The sequence below is a fragment of the Cryobacterium zongtaii genome, assembly GCF_002909375.1.
In the GTDB taxonomy this organism is placed as follows: domain Bacteria; phylum Actinomycetota; class Actinomycetes; order Actinomycetales; family Microbacteriaceae; genus Cryobacterium; species Cryobacterium zongtaii.
On record NZ_PPXD01000009.1, the window covers coordinates 188,459 to 204,182 of the forward strand.

At 69.9% G+C, this 15,724-nt stretch carries 14 protein-coding genes; 3 read left to right on the forward strand and 11 right to left on the reverse strand.

Going from position 1 to position 15,724, the window contains the following annotated elements; all coding sequences use genetic code 11:
• Positions 1–7 precede the first annotated feature (7 nt).
• The 5 genes from C3B61_RS09060 to C3B61_RS09080 all read right to left on the reverse strand — a co-directional run bounded on the left by C3B61_RS09060 (position 8) and on the right by C3B61_RS09080 (position 4,741).
• The gene (locus C3B61_RS09060) at positions 8–1,009 is read right to left on the reverse strand and encodes an NAD-dependent epimerase/dehydratase family protein (protein ID WP_244285893.1); all 1,002 of its coding nucleotides are present in this window, start codon (positions 1,007–1,009) and stop codon (positions 8–10) included.
• Entirely contained in the window at positions 1,006–1,977 is a 972-nt protein-coding gene (locus C3B61_RS09065; protein ID WP_103460309.1) for an aldo/keto reductase, read from the reverse strand. Before C3B61_RS09065 ends, C3B61_RS09060 begins: the two co-directional genes overlap by 4 nt.
• 93 nt (positions 1,978–2,070) lie before the next feature.
• Positions 2,071–3,030: a hypothetical protein gene (locus tag C3B61_RS09070; RefSeq protein WP_133160251.1), complete on the reverse strand. Its 960-nt coding sequence runs from the start codon at positions 3,028–3,030 to the stop codon at positions 2,071–2,073.
• A gap of 142 nt (positions 3,031–3,172) precedes the next feature.
• Positions 3,173–4,117 (reverse strand): carbohydrate kinase family protein, encoded by a 945-nt coding sequence (locus C3B61_RS09075; protein ID WP_103460311.1) that lies wholly within the window; start codon positions 4,115–4,117, stop codon positions 3,173–3,175.
• A gap of 60 nt (positions 4,118–4,177) precedes the next feature.
• On the reverse strand, positions 4,178–4,741 hold the full coding sequence (locus C3B61_RS09080) for a dihydrofolate reductase family protein (protein WP_103460360.1): 564 nt from the start codon (positions 4,739–4,741) through the stop codon (positions 4,178–4,180).
• 159 nt (positions 4,742–4,900) lie between these two features.
• Between C3B61_RS09080 and C3B61_RS09085 the strand changes: the two genes are divergently transcribed.
• Together C3B61_RS09085 and C3B61_RS09090 are read left to right on the forward strand one after the other, a co-directional pair.
• The gene (locus tag C3B61_RS09085; protein ID WP_103460312.1) at positions 4,901–6,481 is read left to right on the forward strand and encodes a carboxylesterase/lipase family protein; all 1,581 of its coding nucleotides are present in this window, start codon (positions 4,901–4,903) and stop codon (positions 6,479–6,481) included.
• Positions 6,482–6,658: 177 nt separating this feature from the next.
• Complete coding sequence (locus C3B61_RS09090; RefSeq protein ID WP_103460313.1) at positions 6,659–7,042, forward strand: cupin domain-containing protein; 384 nt, start codon at positions 6,659–6,661, stop codon at positions 7,040–7,042.
• Here C3B61_RS09090 and C3B61_RS09095 read toward each other — a convergent pair.
• From C3B61_RS09095 to C3B61_RS09105, 3 genes are all read right to left on the reverse strand, one after another.
• Positions 7,039–7,539, reverse strand: a complete 501-nt coding sequence (locus C3B61_RS09095; protein ID WP_088457584.1) for a glutathione peroxidase — start codon at positions 7,537–7,539, stop codon at positions 7,039–7,041. The genes C3B61_RS09090 and C3B61_RS09095 overlap by 4 nt on opposite strands.
• 77 nt (positions 7,540–7,616) lie before the next feature.
• A complete protein-coding gene (locus C3B61_RS09100; RefSeq protein WP_103460314.1) occupies positions 7,617–8,489 on the reverse strand; it encodes a DUF1206 domain-containing protein in 873 nt (290 codons plus the stop codon).
• A gap of 8 nt (positions 8,490–8,497) precedes the next feature.
• Positions 8,498–11,848, reverse strand: a complete 3,351-nt coding sequence (locus C3B61_RS09105; protein ID WP_103460315.1) for a DEAD/DEAH box helicase — start codon at positions 11,846–11,848, stop codon at positions 8,498–8,500.
• A 102-nt stretch (positions 11,849–11,950) separates the two neighbouring features.
• Here C3B61_RS09105 and C3B61_RS09110 point away from each other — a divergent pair, with 102 nt between their 5' ends.
• Positions 11,951–13,129, forward strand: a complete 1,179-nt coding sequence (locus C3B61_RS09110; RefSeq protein ID WP_103460316.1) for a class I SAM-dependent methyltransferase — start codon at positions 11,951–11,953, stop codon at positions 13,127–13,129.
• Between the two features lie 80 nt (positions 13,130–13,209).
• On the opposite strand, the gene C3B61_RS09115 is transcribed toward C3B61_RS09110, so the two are convergent.
• The 3 genes from C3B61_RS09115 to C3B61_RS09125 form a co-directional block, all read right to left on the reverse strand.
• Positions 13,210–13,815, reverse strand: a complete 606-nt coding sequence (locus C3B61_RS09115; RefSeq protein ID WP_103460317.1) for a histidine phosphatase family protein — start codon at positions 13,813–13,815, stop codon at positions 13,210–13,212.
• The gene (locus C3B61_RS09120) at positions 13,812–15,176 is read right to left on the reverse strand and encodes a glycosyltransferase 87 family protein (RefSeq protein WP_103460318.1); all 1,365 of its coding nucleotides are present in this window, start codon (positions 15,174–15,176) and stop codon (positions 13,812–13,814) included. Before C3B61_RS09120 ends, C3B61_RS09115 begins: the two co-directional genes overlap by 4 nt.
• Before the next feature lie 180 nt (positions 15,177–15,356).
• Positions 15,357–15,719, reverse strand: a complete 363-nt coding sequence (locus C3B61_RS09125; RefSeq protein ID WP_103460319.1) for a hypothetical protein — start codon at positions 15,717–15,719, stop codon at positions 15,357–15,359.
• Between the last annotated feature and the right edge of the window lie 5 nt (positions 15,720–15,724).

The following is a 15,724-nucleotide window of genomic DNA, read 5'->3' on the forward strand; positions in this document are numbered from 1 at the left end:
CGGATGATCAGGAAAGGGTGGAGTGCGCGGTGACGAGCCCGTCGAGGGTGGCGTTCAGCGCCGCATCCACCACCTGCTGTTCGGGATGCGCGTCGTACCAGGCGATCGCCTCGCGGAAGCCGAGCGCGACCGGGGTGGTGCACACGAAGTCGGGCACGAGCGCGGTGACCTTGCTGTTGTCGAAGATCACCGAGTGAGACCGGTCGCCCAGCAACGGGCCGCTCCACTCGGGGTTGGCCGCCGCCATGGTGTCACTCGCCACGTGCACGATCTGCGGCGCCGGGGCGCCGGCGGCGCGGGCGTACTCGGCGTAGATGGCGTCCCAGGGCAGGTACTCGTTCGAGGTGATGGTGAAGCTGTCGCCCACGGCCTGCGACCGGCCGAACAGGCCCACGAGCGCCTTGGCGAAGTCGGTGCTGTGGGTGAGGGTCCAGAGTGACGTGCCGTCGCCGTGCACCACCACCGGCTGACCGGTGCGCATCCGGTGGATGTCGGTCCACCCGCCGAGCAGCGCGATCTGGGTGCGGTCGTAGGTGTGCGACGGGCGGATGATGGTGACCGGGAAGCCCTGCTCCCGGTGCGCCGCCATGAGCACGTCTTCGCAGGCGGCCTTGTCGCGGGAGTACGCCCAGAACGGGTTGTGCAGGGGAGTGGACTCCCGCACCGGCAGGGCGGCCGGCGGCTTCTGGTATGCCGAGGCCGAGCTGATGAAGAGGTACTGCCCGCAGCGGCCGGCGAACTGGGCGATGTCGGCGCGCACGTGCTCCGGGGTGAACGCCACGAAGTCCACCACCACATCGAAACGACGCTCACCGAGCGCCGCCGCAACCGCGGCCGCGTCCCGCACGTCCACGGTGAGCACCTCAGCCGCGTCGGGAATGCTGCGCAGGGCGGACTGGCCGCGATTGAGCACGGTCAGCCGGTGACCACGAGCCACGGCCAGCTCGGCCGCAGCCGTGCTGATCACCCCGGTGCCGCCGATGAAGAGAACACTCAGTCCGGCGCTCACCAGGCGTAGTCTTCCGGCGCGGTGCGGTAGCCGGGAAAGATCTCGTCGAGGCGCTGGAGCGCGCCCTGGTCGAGCTTCAGGTCCACGGCGCGCAGGCCGGCCTCGAGCTGCTCCATGGTGCGCGGACCGATGATCGGTGCGGTCACCGCGCTCTGGTGCATCAGCCAGGCCAGGCCCAGGTCGCCGGGCTCGGTGCCGAGTTCGGCGGCGAAGTCCTCGTAGGCACCGATGGCCGCGCGGTTCTTCTCGAGCTTTTCGGCGTTGGCCCCGGAGACCCGGCGGCTGCCGTCGCGCTCCTTGCGCAGCACTCCGCCGAGCAGGCCGCCGTCCAGCGGCGACCAGGGCAGGATGCCCATCCCGTTGGCCTGGGCGGCGGGGATGACCTCACGTTCGATGTCGCGCTTGAGCAGGTTGTACAGCGACTGCTCGCTCACCAGCCCGCTGAAGTTGCGCTTGCGGGCCTCGGCCTGCGCGGTGGCGATGTGCCAACCGGCGAAGTTGCTGCTGCCGGCGTAGAGGACCTTGCCCTGCGCGACGGCGGTCTCCATGGCCTGCCAGATCTCATCCCACGGGGTGTCACGGTCCACGTGGTGAAACTGGAACAGGTCGATGTGGTCGGTCTGCAGGCGCTTCAGGCTCTCATCGAGTGAGCGGCGGATGTTGAGCGCCGACAGCTTGCCGTCATTGGGCCGGTCGGACATGGTGCCGTAGACCTTGGTGGCCAGCACGGTGTCCTCGCGCCGCTCGCCGCCCTGCGCGAACCAGCGGCCCAGGATGCTCTCGGTGGCGCCCCGGCCCTGCTTGGAGCCGTAGACGTTGGCGGTGTCGAAGAAGTTGATGCCCGCCGCCCTGGCAGCGTCCATGATGCCGAACGAGGTGGGCTCGTCGGTCTCGGGCCCGAAGTTCATGGTGCCGAGGCACAGGCGCGAAACGGACAGGCCGGAACGACCGAGGTGTGTGTATTCCATACCCTCAGGCTGCTCCGCTCGGAGCCCACTGTCCAACAGGAGAACCGGATGTGATCCAGCACTCCGCCTTCTCAATCCTGGTGAGACCGGTGCTCAGTCGGTGTCGAGGGCCCCGGGGCGGCCGGAATCACTCGCTTGCCGGCTGGCCGTGACGGCGAGCAGGTCGAGCGAGAGCTGCGGGTCCAGGCGCAGGGGCAGGTCGACGACGGCCCGGATTTCCCAGCGCACGTGCAGGTTGCCGATGGACAACGACGGTGCCGGCAGGCCCGCGGGTGTTTCGACCGTGAACGGCAGATCCACCACCGTGCCGGGGGTGAGCATCCCGGCGGGGCCCACCACGACGGCGGCCGTCACGGCTTCGGCGTGCCGGTAGCCCTCGGACTCGCTGGCGTCGGGGTCGGCGACCTGGCCGGGTCCGCCCCAGACCTCCTCGCAGCGCACCAGCTGCACGCGCACGCCCCGGGTCGAGATCTCGTCGCGGGGACGCACCCGCAGGATGCCCGTGAGCGGGGTGCCGGGTTCCAGCACCCGGGAGGACAACGCGATGAACTCCAGGGCGACCTGTCCGAGGTGTTCGCCGACCGGCGGATGGCCGATGTCGGTGGCGCTGGTCTGGCCCCAGGACTGCACGTCGATCAGTCGTTCCCGCTTGATGATCTGACCACCGGCGGCATGCAGGACGCAGCGCACCGACCAGCCCACGTCGATCAGGTCTCCCCGCACCGAGGCCGGGCCGTCGGTGGGAATGCTCAGGCTGCCCGACAACACCCGGGTCTGGCCGGCCGGGATTGCACCCGGCGCCGGCACCGTGACCGTGGTGAGCAGCTCGGTGGTGCGTTCGCGGGCGGGGAACACGCCGCCGTAGATGTTGCCGCGCCCGTAGGTGTAGTTGACCTTGCGGATCAGCGTCAGCTCGGCGTGCTCGATCAACGCCGGCCGGAGCGCGGTGATACGTATGGTGACCCCCAGCGAATTACCCTCGATCACCACTCCATCCGTGGGAGTGAGTTCTACCGAGACTTGCACTGCCGTATCGGTTGTTGTGACCGCCATGTCGCACCAAACTTCCTGTTACCCGTTGCCAGAGACCCACTCAATGGGGACAACGTAGGCACAGTAAAGCCAGGGTCGCTGAAGCGTTCAAGGGGATTGACTTGCCCCACGCTGTCTGCATCGGTGCGGTGGAAGGGGCGGGTCAGCGCGCGAACAGCTCCGCCACCGTGGGCGGGTTGGCGCCCGCACGCGACACCGTGATCGCCGCGCTCGCCAGGGCGGTCTGGCCCAGGCGACCGAGGTCGGCGGCGCCGAGGGTGTTCTGCAGGATGGCCTCCGTGGCATCGTTCACGAGGATCGCGTAGAGCAGCCCCGACATGAACGAGTCACCGGCGCCGATGGTGTCGACCACGGTCACCGGATGCGCGGCCAGCTCGGCCGTGGCCCCGCCGGCCCGCAGCAGGGCGCCGTCGCCGCCTCGGGTGATGGCGAACAGGGCCACCCCGGCCGCCACGTAATCCCGGGCAATCTGGTCCAGGCTCCGCCCCGGATAGAGCCACGCGGCATCCTCGTCGCTCATCTTCACCACGTGCGCGGCCCGGGAGAGCTCTTCGACGGCCCGCACCACGTCGTCACGGCTGCCCATGATGCCGGGCCGCACATTGGGGTCGTAGCTGAGCAGGGTGCCGGCCGGGGCGCCGGTGAACGCGGTCAGCACGGCCCGGCCGCCGGGCTGCAGGATCGCGGCGATCGAGCCCGTGTGGATCAAGGTGCACGGGGCGGGCAGCGCCACCGATGGCAGCTCCCAGCGCAGGTCGAAGTCATAGGTGGCGGCGCCGGCCGCATCCAGGATGGCGGTGGCGCTCGAGGTGGCGCCGGTCGTGACCGACCCCGGCAGCAGGTCGACGCCGGCCGCGCGCAGGTGCCCCGCGATGATCTCGCCGAACGGGTCTGCCCCGATCTGGGTGACCAGGGTGGTCGGCACACCGAGCCGGCCGAGTCCGTACGCCACGTTCATCGGGCTGCCGCCCGCGTGACTCACCGGCTCGGCGCCCGGGCGCCGCACGATGTCGATGAGGGCCTCGCCGATGACGAGGGCGCGGGTGGATGCGGCGATCGAACGGTCAGGAGCACGGTCAGGCGTCATCGTCTGGTCCAATCTGGTGGGGCCGGGGGTGCCGGCGCAGCCCCAGATTATCGTGTGCGGTCAGTGCCGTACGCGATAGCCCAGGTACACCACGCCGTTCCGGAACGCGTACTCGTCCGTCAGCTCGAGACCGAGGTGCAGGCCGTCGGGCACGGCCTTCAGGCCGCCGCCCACCACGACGGGGGAGATGAACAGTTGCACCTCGTCGACCAGCCCGGCCGCGAAGGCCTGCGCCGCCAGGTGCGGACCGCCGATCGACAGGTTGGCGGTGGCCGAAGCCTTGAGCGCCCGCACCGCCTCCGGGTCGAAGCTGCGCTCGATGCGGGTACGCCGGCTGAGTGGTTCGGCCAGAGTCCTGGAGTAGACGATCTTCTCTGCCGCCTGCCAGATCGCGGTGTAGTCGCGCATCACGGCGGGCTGGGCGTCGTCGTTCAGGTGCATGGTTTCCCAGGCCACCATCACCTCATACAACCGCCGGCCGTACAGGTAGGTGCCCACCGAACGTTCCAGGTCATTGACGAAGGTGTGCACCTCATCGCTCGGGGTACTCCAGTCGAAGTTGCCCTCGGTGTCGGCCACATAGCCGTCCAGGGAGGTGATGAAGGTGCAGATCAGCTTGGCCATGGTGTGCTCCTCGCGCGGTGAACGGTCCACGGCGAATGCTCACCGCGGTGTGGCGCATCCATTCTGCGCGCCGGACGCCGTCGGGGCCAGACCCGGCGGCGCTCTGCGCGATAACCTCAATCGCGGTGCACCACCACCGTCTCAGTGAAAGGGCGCCCCATGAACACCGTCGACGTCACGACAACGGCGGGGATCGTCCGCGGCGTCCGGCGCCCCGGGTCGACAGCGTTCCTCGGCATTCCCTACGCCGCCCCGCCGGTCGGGGAGCTGCGATTCGCGGCCCCGGTGCCGCACCCGGCCTGGTCCGGCGTGCGGGATGCCGGCAGCCCCGGCGCCACCCCGCAACGCATCGACGGTGGCGACAGCACTCTGGTGCCCGAGCCCAGCTTCCCGGGCGAGTCGACGCTGAACCTGAGCGTGTTCACCCCCGACCCCGCCCCGGCGCCCGCCGGTGCCGGCCTGCCCGTGCTGGTCTACATCCACGGCGGCGGCTACACCTCCGGGTCGGCGGCGAGCCCGTGGTACGACGGCGCGAGCTTCAACCGGCACGGTGTCGTCACCGTGAACGTGTCGTACCGGCTCGGCTTCGACGGCTTCGGGTGGATCGAGGATGCGCCGCTGAACCGCGGCGTGCTCGACTGGCTGCTGGCGCTCGCGTGGGTACGCGACAACATCCAGGTCTTCGGCGGCGACCCGGCCCGGATAACGATCGCCGGGCAATCCGCGGGCGGCGGCGCCGTGCTCACCCTGTTGACGATGCCGCGGGCGCAACCGCTGTTCGCGCGGGCCATCGTCATCTCCGGGGTGGCCACCTATCTCGCGCCCGACCAAGCGGAGCGGACCGGTCGGCGCCTGGCCGCCCTGGCCGGCGTCGCGCCCACCCGGGCGGGACTCGGGGCGCTCACCGAAAACCAGATCCTCGCCGAGCAGCCGCGGGCGACGGCCTTCGCCGCCGGCACCCCCGCCGGGCCGCTGGGCGAGATCGCGAACGCCCTTGTCGCCGGTCTCCCGTTCGGGCCGGTCGTCGACGGCGACCTGGTCCCGTTGGCCACGGTCGACGCCGTGCGGGCGGGCATCGGCGCCGCCAAGCCGCTGATGCTGGGCAGCACCGACCACGAATTCAACTTCGCCATAGCCGACCTCACCGACGAGCTGGCCGGCGCAGATGCCGCGGAGGTGCTCGGCCGTCTCGGCGTCGCCGCGCCGTCGGCGCGGGCGTACGCCGCGGCGCACGACAGGCTCGGTACCGCCGAACTGCTGGGCCAGTTCGCCTCCGACCGCGCCATCCGCGGCGTCATGCTGCGGGTCACCGAAGCGAGGGCAGAGGCCGCCACAACGGATGCGGCGCCCACCTGGCTCTGGGCGTTCGCGTGGCGCTCGCCCACCTTCGGCGGGGCGCTGCACTGCCTCGATCTGCCGTTCTTCTTCGACGCGCTGGACGCCCCGCGGGTGGCGGCGCTGGCCGGTCCCGCCCCGTCCCAGCGGCTGGCCGACGAGGTGCACGGAACCGCGGTGTCCTTCATCAACGACGGACATCCCGGCTGGCCCGCCTGGACCCCGCGCGCAGGGACCCCGCGCGCCTGGACCACGGAGCCCGGCGACCTTGACGCACAACCGGTGCGCCGCTTCGACGCCGCCCTCGTCGACATCAACGCCGACGCCCCTGGCACTGGCACCGGCACCTGCACCACGACGGTCACCGCCACGTATGCCGACGCCCGCCTGGCCTTCGGTTCCTAGCCGCCCACCTCAACCACTATTGGATGGGGAACACTCGGTGCTCGCTCACGGAGATCCGAGCCCGGGCTTTCAGGCCTCGCCAGGTGGGTTTAGTCTGGCTCGGTCACGTGCCAGGCACGTCAGGGTGGGCCGCGTGTCCGACCTTCTTGATGGGCCCGCCAGAGTTGGGAAGACACCATGGCCACCACTGCGCACACCCTGCAGGTCAAGTCGCACAGCACGCCTGACGAGCGTCGCGCGCCGGAGAAGACGCTGCTGGAACTGAACCACCTGGACGAGTTCTCGGTCGGCCGCATGACGATGCAGCCGGGCTGGACGTGGGCCGACAACATCAAGCCGACGGTGAACACCGATTCCTGTCGCCTCCTGCACGTGGGCTACTGCCTGTCGGGCACCCTGGAGGTCATGCTCGACGACGGGGCCACGGCCACCATCACCGTCGGCGATTCCTACCTCATTCCGTCCGGGCACAACGCCTGGGTGGTCGGCGACGAACCGTATGTGGCCATCGAGATGCACAGCGCGGCGTCCTACGGGGTGCCGACCTCCGAGAACGGTTAGGCGGCGGGCTTCAGCTCCGCCAGGCCGGACTCGATAGCCGCGATGACCTCGGGGGAGTCGGGCAGGGTGGTCGGGCGGAACCGCTGGACCGCACCGGAGGGCGAGATCACGAACTTCTCGAAGTTCCACTTGACCTTGCCGGCCTTGCCCGCGCCATCCGGCGTTTGGGTGAGCTCGGCGTAGAGCGGATGCTGGGAGCCACCGTTCACCTTCGTCTTCTCCATCAGCGGGAAGGTGACGCCGTAGGTGGTGGAGCAGAATTCGGCGATCTTCTCGCTCGATCCGGTCTCGCCGAGGGCGAACTGGTTGCAGGGGAAGCCGAGCACTGTGAAGCCCTGGTCGGCGTACGTGCGCTGCAGCTGTTCGAGGGTCTCGTACTGCGGTGTCAGGCCGCAGCGGGAGGCGACGTTGACCACGAGCACAACCTTGTCGGCGTACTCGGCCAGCGAGGTGGTGGAGCCGTCGGCGGCGGTGAGGGGGATCTCGCGAATGTCCATGCCCACAGAGTACTTCGAAATTGAAGCAGATCGTCGGGCCCTCATCCAACTCTCAGCCTGACTGCGCTGTTCGGCTGTTAGTGCCGCAGGAACGCCGCCCGGGCCACCAGGTACAGTCCGAAAGCGATCAGGCCCGCAGCGACGACGTTGAGCAGGATCGGGCCCGATTGCAGGGTGAGCAGGTAGCGCAGCCCGGCGTCCAGGCCACCCACCCAGCGCACATCGGCGAACACGGCGGCGGCGAGCAGCAGCCCGCCGGTGACCAGGAACGCGATCCCCTTGGTGACGTGACCGAACACTCCCAGGCCGAGCACGACGAGCTTGGTGGGCCCCCAGAGGTAGCGCAGCTCCTCGCGGAAGTTGCGTCGCAGACCACGCCAGACGAGGCCGCCGCCGATGATGGCCACGGTGCTGCCCACGACCAGCAGCAGGAACAGGCCCACGGGGCTCTCCACGATGGCGTCGTCGGCGCGCCGCACCGTCTCGGCGCCGCCGGCCCTGGCGCCGAGCGCGACCGCGAACGTGACGGTGCCCAGCAGTGCGAAGCCGAGGGCCTTGCCGACGTTGAGGCAGCGGCGGAACACGAGGACCCGTCGATTGGGCGCCACGCTGAACGCGGCGTTGGTGCCCTGCCAGAGCGCCAGGCCCCACAACGACACCGTCGACAACCAGAGCACGGCAATGCCGCCGGGGCCGTTGGCGATGGCGCTCAGGGCGCCGAGCTGGTCGGCTTCGCCGGGCTGGCCGTTCGCGATGCGCAGGCCGATTCCTCCGATCAGGGCGTGCACCAGACCGTTGGCGAGCAGCCCGAGCCGGGCGGAGGCCCGCACCGACCGGCTGCGGTGGGCGCGCCGAGCGGCCTGCTTGAGCCGCTCGCGGGCCTCGACGGCATGGTCGACGGCGTGATCGACAGCCTGGTCGGCCGCCGGGCCGGCGGGAATATCGGTCACGTCTGGCGCTACTCGAGCAGTTCGCGGATGTCGGAGGCTGTGAGCCCCTGGCCGGTTCCCTGGGCGCCGCCATCGGTCATGACGCTGTCGAAGAGTTTGGCCTTGACGGCCTTGAGCGCCATCACCTTCTCCTCGATCGTGTCGGTGGCCACCAGACGGTAGACCATCACGTTCTTGGTCTGGCCGATGCGGTGAGCCCGGTCAACGGCCTGCGCCTCGGCGGCGGGGTTCCACCAGGGGTCAAGCAAGATGCAGTAGTCGGCCTCGGTGAGGTTGAGGCCGAAGCCACCGGCCTTGAGGCTGATCAGGAACACCGAGGTGTCGCCGTTCTTGAACCCGTCGATCGCCGCGGCCCGGTTGCGGGTGCGCCCGTCCAGGTACGAGTAAGTCACGCCGGCGGCGTCGAGGCGGGTGCGCACCTTGGCGAGATAGCCGGTGAACTGGCTGAAGATCAGAGTGCGGTGCCCCTCGGCGACGACGTCTTCGAGTAGCTCCATGAGCACATCCAGCTTGCTCGAGGGGATGTCGGCGTACTTGTCGTCGTACAGGCTCGCATCCAGGCTGAGCTGGCGCAGCATGGTGATCGACCGGAAGATCTCGAACCGGTTCTGGTTGAGGTCGCCGAGCAGTCCAAGCACCTTCTGCCGTTCGCGCTGCAGGTGCATCTGATACACCCGGCGGTGGCGCGGGTGCAGTTCGAGTTCGAGCACCTGCTCCTGCTTGGCGGGCAGGTCGCTGGCCACCTGGTCCTTGGTGCGGCGCAGCATGAACGGGCGGATGCGCCGGCGCAGCTGGCCGAGCCTGTCACCGTCGGCTTGCGTCTCGATGGGCCGCTGGTAGTAGTCGGAGAAGCGGGCGGCGCTGGGGAACAGGCCGGGGGCGGTGATCGAGAGCAGCGACCACAGTTCCATCAGGTTGTTCTCCAGCGGCGTGCCGGTGATGGCGAGCTTGAACGGGGCCTGCAGTCGCTTGGCACACTGGTGCGCCCTGGACTTATGGTTCTTCACGAACTGGGCCTCGTCGAGCAGCAGGCCCGCCCAGCTGACGGCGTCGTACTCGTCGAAATCGAGCCTGAACAGGGTGTACGAGGTGATCACGACATCCGCCGAGGTCACGGCCTCGGCCAGAGACGCACCGCGCTTGGCGGTGGTCTCGGTGATCGCGGCGACCGAGAGGCCGGGGGCGAACCTGGCGCACTCGGTGGCCCAGTTGTGCACCACGCTGGTGGGCGCGACGACCAGGAACGGGCGGCGTTCGCTCTGTCGTTCGCGGGCATCGACGATGAGAGCGATGGCCTGCAGGGTCTTGCCCAGGCCCATGTCGTCGGCGAGGACGCCGCCGAGGCCGGTGTCGTTGAGGAAGCCGAGCCAGTCGAACCCGGTCTGCTGGTAGGGCCGGAGCGATGCCAGCACGGCGGCGGGCAGCTCCCGGTGCGCGATCGTGGCGCCGTCGGCGAGGCCGGCGAGGGTGTCACGCCAGGCGGCGGCCTCGGCTTCGGCACTGCCGAGGTCCTGCAGTTCCTCCCAGAGGTCGGACTGGGCCCGGTTGATGCGCAGCGAGTCGTTCGGGGAGTCCTGCAGGCCGCGGGCCTCTTCGATGAGGTGGCGCAGCTGTTGCAGTTCGGGCCGGTCCAGGCTGAAGTAGGTGCCGTCCGGCAGGATCATCAGTTCCTGGCCGGTGGCCAGGGCCCTGAAGACCTCGTCGAAGGGCACATCCTCGCCGTCGACGGTGACCCGCACCGAGAGGTCGAACCAGTCCCGGCTCTCGGCCCGCGCCGAGGTGGCGAAGGTGAGGGTGGGCGGCTCGGCGGCCTCGCGGTACTCCGGGGCGTCGCCGACGAACTGCACGAGCAGGTCGTCCGTGGCCTCGAGCACCGGCAGCACGGCCTCGAGGAACTCGATCATGCGGGCGCCGTCGAGGGTGGCGTCGGCGCGCAGGATGCCCGGGGAATCGGCAGCGCCGGCGGAACCGGTCAGCTCCGCGGCGAACAAGGCCGGCTGGTGGGCGGGGAATCCCACGAATATGCCGCTGACGGCATGCAGGATGCGGGCCTCGTCGGCCGTGTCCCGGTAGCCGGCCGGGGCGTCGTCGGTGGCCGGGCCGCGCAGGGGCGCGATGGCCGGGGCGCCCGAGGCGCCGGCACCGCCGGTGTACTGCCACTCCCAATGCAAGCCGATGCGGGCATCCGCGTGGGCGATGATCGACAGGGCCAGCACCGGGCGGGCGGTGTCGGGCAGGTCGAACGACTCGTCGGTGCTGATCAGCGAGAGCTGGCCGCGCAGGAACGGGTAGAAGTCGGCGAGGAAGACGTTCTCCTCGTCGGGCGGAATCGTGATGGGGGTGTGCGCCGAGGCGAGAACCCGCAGGTCGCGGCCGAGCTGGCGCGCGAGGGGGGCGATGGTGAGGCGCACGTCGGTGCTGGTGGTCGTCCAGGTGAACAGGCCGTGCGCCGGGTCACCGATGTAGCCCAGGGCGCTGCGGTCGAGCAACTGGCCGCCGAGGGAGACGGTGGGGGAGAGGGTGAGGCCGCCGTGGTCGCGGCGGATGTCGAGCGACAGTTCGGCGGGTTCGTCCGAGACCGTCACCGGCTCCTGTCCGGGTGTGGTGCCGATGAAGGGGATGCCGGCCTCTCGGGCCTCGCCGAGCAGACCCCAGAGGGCGCGGTTGGCGAACCCGTCCAGGTGCAGCCACGGGTCGGTGGTCACGTGGTAACGCTGGCCGGAGGAGTAGAGCTCGAAGATGGCGGAGAGCACCCGCAACTGGGCGCGGTTGAGCATGCCGCGGGAGTAGGAGAGGTTGTCCCAGGTGAGGTTGCCGCGGATCCACTTGCCCTTCTTGCCGCGCACCATCGGGCGCACGCCCAGCCGGGCGAGCGACACGCTCGGGGCGGGCAGCCGCGCGGCGCGCGGCGGCGGCAGCAACTCGAACTGCAGGGCGAGGGCAGTGCCCGTCGGTGGCTCGGCCTCCGGCGCCCTGGTGAGCGGTGCCAGGGCACTCTGCCAGGTGGCGGGGGCACTGGTGTGGGGACGCTGGGAATCTGCCGAGCGTGCACGGGCGAGGTCGGCGGCCGTGGACCGGCTGGCCAGCAGCAGTGCGACGACGTGCTTGCAGTTCAGGCCCATCGGGCAGCTGCAGGTGCCGGATGCGCGCACCACGGTGCCGTTGGAATCCTGCTGAAATGTCACGGTGACGTCGTAGGGTCGGGCCTGGGTGCCGCCGACGGTGCCGAGCAGGCGGCTGCCGCCCAGCTGCCAGACCTGGTCTTCGACCCGGCCCTCCTTGGCGTAACGCACCCCACGCGAATATGCCTGTGGCCCGACGAGGCGCGCGATCTGCAGATCGCTGAGGTTGTGGGCCATAAGGTGCGGTGTCCGTGACGGTTGGGTGAAGGGGTCTCTTATTGTCCCACGCCGCACCGGCCTCGCTGAGCCGTTCAAGTCCCTGGCGGCTATTCTGAGCGAATGCCTGACTTTCCTTTCGAGCGCCTGCGCCGCCGGCCCGATGTCGAGGCGACCAATCTTTTCGCCGTCGACGCGAGCGACCGGCTGATCCTGGACGAGGCCGCGGCGGGACTGGCCACGGCCGGTGTCGGCGAGGTCGTGGTGCTCGAGGACCACTACGGTGCCCTGACGCTCGCGGCGGCGGCGCAGCTGACCGCGCGGCTGGGAGCGCAGCCTGAGGTGCGCGTCTACCAGGACGCGCTCTCCGGCGAACACGCCCTCGATCACAACGCGGCCGATCTAGCGAGCAGCGTGCCCGACCTGGCCCGTCTCACCGGGGCGTACCGGCATGTGCCGCTGGGCGCCGAGCTGTTCACCGGGGCCCGCCTGGTGCTGCTGCAGCTGCCGCGCAGCCTGGCCGCCCTCGACGAGCTGGCCGGCACCATCGCCCGCTTCGCCGCCCCCGACGTGACCGTGGTCGCCGGCGGCCGCATCAAGCACATGACCGTGGCCATGAACGAGGTGCTGCGCCGGCACTTCGGCGAGCTGCACGTCACTCCGGCGCGGCAGAAGTCGCGTGTCCTGATCATTACGCAGCCGACGGTCTCGGACAGCACTGACCAGGCCGGCCCGGCGTGGCCGCGTACGGTCGAGCACCCCGACCTGGGTCTCACCGTCTGCGCCCACGGCGCGGCCTTCGCCGGCACCACCATCGACATCGGCACCCGCTACCTGCTCGAATTCCTGGACCGCATGAAGCCGGATGCCGTCACCGCCGTCGACCTGGGCTGCGGTACCGGGGTGCTCGCGGCCGCCCTCGCCCAGCGTCGCCCCGGCCTGCAGCTGGTGGCGAGCGACCAGTCCGCCGCGGCCGTCGCCTCCGCCCTGGCCACCATGTCGGCCAACGGCGTAATGGATCGGGTGCGGGTGCTGCGCGACGACGCGCTGAGCGCGCAACCCGACGCGTCCGCCGAGCTGATCCTGCTGAACCCGCCGTTCCACATCGGGTCGTCGGTGCACGCCGGCATCGCCCTGAAGCTCTTCGAGGATGCGGCCAGAGTCCTGCGCCCCGGCGGTGAACTGTGGACCGTTTGGAACACCCACCTCGGCTATCGCCCCGCCCTCACCCGCATCGTGGGCCCGACCCATCAGGTCGGCCGCAACACCAAGTTCACCGTGACGGTGTCCACCCGTCGCTGACCGGTCAGGCAGCCACACCTGTTGCCTATGCGGACATGTGCGCCCGGTGTGCCGGGACCATTTGTCCGCAGCGGGAACAGTTAGCCGGCGAGGGCCACGGCGTCGGCCTCGAGCGGCTCGTTGTTGATGACGGATGCGGTCCAGCCGGCCTCGGGGCTGAACTGCACGACCGACATTGCCGCGTTCAGGATCGGCGGGATGTCCCGCTCGAGGGCGGCCATCAGGCTGAGGCGAATCAGGGTGCCGTGGCAGACGACGATGATGCGGGCGCCCGGGTAGTCCTCGGCGAGCTGGCGCAGCGCACCAAGGCCGCGGTTGGACACGCTGAGCGCCGCCTCGGCACCACGGAAGCTGCCGGAGTCGCCGTCGACCCGCAGGGCGTCGAGCGTGGGTCCGGCGGAGAGCCCCTCCGCCGGTCCGTAGTTGCGCTCGACGAGGCCGGGCAGGTGGCGGGTCACCTCGAGGTCCAGGTCCGCGGCGATGATGTCGGCCGTCTCGGCCGCGCGGGACAGCGGCGATGCCACGACGAAGTCCCATTCGTACTGCGAGAGCGGTGCGACCGCCTCCGTGGCCTGGCCCCGGCCCACGTCGTTCAGGGGCACATCGGTGGCCCCCTGGATGCGCCCGATGGCGTTCCAATCGGTCTGGCCGTGGCGGACGAGGGCGAAGGTCGTTGTAGCAGTCACCTCCCTATTCTGCCTCGTGTGGCCGGGTCGCCCCGCAAACTGGTGGCGTCAGCGTGTGGCCAGGCCACGCGCTCCGGCGCGCTGACACCCGATACGGATGCCGGCGAGCTCGCGAAGGCCGTGCGCCACAGGGCCAGGACCGACCAGCCGAGCAGCACCACGAGCAGAGCGTTGCGCACGGTGAGCAGCAGGATCGCACCGGCATCCCCGTGCACCAGGGGCAGGTAGAAGATCGGGAAGATCAGGGTGGTCAACCCGCCGATCACGATCGTGAGATAGGCCGGCACCCGCCAGACAACCCAGTCGTGGGCCACCCCGACGGCCACGACCGGGGCGATCCACAGCATGTACTGCGGCGAACCCACCTTGTTGAGCACCACGAACGTGGTCACCAGGGCCAATGCGCCCAGAAGCACCAGCTGGGCGTTGTCGCGGCTGCGACGCAGGGCCAGCAGGAGCAGAACGAAGATGCCGGCGATGACCAGGAACATCAGCGGGGTCATGGCGGCCGCCACGAAGCCGGCGCCGGGGCCGCTCACTTCGCGGGTGGCGATGGCGTGGTTCTGGTAGATCGTGGTGCCGTGCTGGCCCATCGCGGCCAGCCACACCCACGGGGTCGTCACCGGCGCCTCGAGCTGCAGGGCCCGGTCGGATTGCATGGTCACGAAGCCGGTCAGAAACCGCAGGCCCCCGGCCGCCCAGACGGCGCCGGCGATACCGGCCGTGATCACTCCGCCGGTGACGACCACGCTCACCCGGCGCCGGCTCGCCGCCACGACGGCGAGCAGCACCGCGGCCGGCCAGACCTTGATCCAGGTCGCCGCGGTGAGCAGGGCGGCGGCCAGCACGGGGCGGCGGGCCACCAGCACCAGGCCCATGATCACCAGTGGGGCGCTGAGCCCCTCGAGGCGCAGCAGTCCGACGGGGCTGAGCAGCAGGCTGAAGGCCAGCCAGAACCAGGCCGCCCGGTAGCCGGCCCGATCGCGGCCCCAGTCGGTGAGGATGCCGATGGCCGCGGCGTTGAGGGCCCCGGTCATCACGAACCAGAGCAGTTGATACAGCAGCGGGCCGGCCGCATCCGCCAGCACGATCGGCACGATCGCGCCGATGGGATACACCCACTCGACGTCGATGCCCTGCCACACGCCGTTGGCCAGGGCCTGCTCGGCCCAGACCCGATAGAGCGGCAGGTCGCCCAGCACCCGGCCGGTGAGGATGGTGGGCAGCAGCGCGAACAGGAAGAGCAGGTGCAGCCCGAAAAAGCCGAGCAGCAGGGTGCGGGGACTCCGAAGCCAATCCCGCCTGGCGGGGGTGAGCAGCCTGGCCAGGCGGTGATCGACCAGTTCCACAAAATACGACATCGCACACGTCACTTTCCACAGTCAGAACTTGTGAAGCCGATCACTGGGGAGTGTACGAATCGAAGGTGAAAGGGAAACGACCAGAAGCTGTCCGGGAGGGGCGGCCGCCTGAGAGTGCGTTCAGCGAGGTGAGCGGATGGTGCCGGTCGGGCGGCTCAACTCCGCCGCAGCTGACGGCACCTACATCGGAGCATGCTCAGAGAATTCGATGGCCTGCTGCACCGAGTCGATCCCGAGCACCAAGCACAACCAGACAGATGACAGCGCCAGAACCAGGATGACTGTCGCGGTCGCGGTCCGCCGCGCCTCATGTGGTCCGGCACGCGCGGACAAGACCGATGCCGCTGCAGCCAGCGCCGGAATCACCAGCGACACAACCATGACCCCGACAAGGCCGGGAACCCGAGCGGCGTAATAGGAGCTCGGATAATCGTCGGGGTCAAAATTGAACCCGGCGACACCGGCAATGAATGTCGATGCCAGCGACAGGCAGAACAGCACGAGAGCCCAGCCCAGCCAGGTGTCACCGCTCCACTTCCCCATGGCAG

Coding starts and splice junctions, on each gene's coding strand:
- C3B61_RS09085 (WP_103460312.1), top strand. CDS start 4,901: ATGAACACCGTCGACGTCACGACAACGGCGGGGATCGTCCGCGGCGTC.
- C3B61_RS09120 (WP_103460318.1), bottom strand. CDS start 15,176: ATGTCGTATTTTGTGGAACTGGTCGATCACCGCCTGGCCAGGCTGCTC.
- C3B61_RS09080 (WP_103460360.1), bottom strand. CDS start 4,741: ATGGCCAAGCTGATCTGCACCTTCATCACCTCCCTGGACGGCTATGTG.
- C3B61_RS09105 (WP_103460315.1), bottom strand. CDS start 11,848: ATGGCCCACAACCTCAGCGATCTGCAGATCGCGCGCCTCGTCGGGCCA.
- C3B61_RS09070 (WP_133160251.1), bottom strand. CDS start 3,030: ATGGCGGTCACAACAACCGATACGGCAGTGCAAGTCTCGGTAGAACTC.
- C3B61_RS09125 (WP_103460319.1), bottom strand. CDS start 15,719: ATGGGGAAGTGGAGCGGTGACACCTGGCTGGGCTGGGCTCTCGTGCTG.
- C3B61_RS09075 (WP_103460311.1), bottom strand. CDS start 4,117: ATGACGCCTGACCGTGCTCCTGACCGTTCGATCGCCGCATCCACCCGC.
- C3B61_RS09065 (WP_103460309.1), bottom strand. CDS start 1,977: ATGGAATACACACACCTCGGTCGTTCCGGCCTGTCCGTTTCGCGCCTG.
- C3B61_RS09090 (WP_103460313.1), top strand. CDS start 6,659: ATGGCCACCACTGCGCACACCCTGCAGGTCAAGTCGCACAGCACGCCT.
- C3B61_RS09110 (WP_103460316.1), top strand. CDS start 11,951: ATGCCTGACTTTCCTTTCGAGCGCCTGCGCCGCCGGCCCGATGTCGAG.
- C3B61_RS09095 (WP_088457584.1), bottom strand. CDS start 7,539: ATGGACATTCGCGAGATCCCCCTCACCGCCGCCGACGGCTCCACCACC.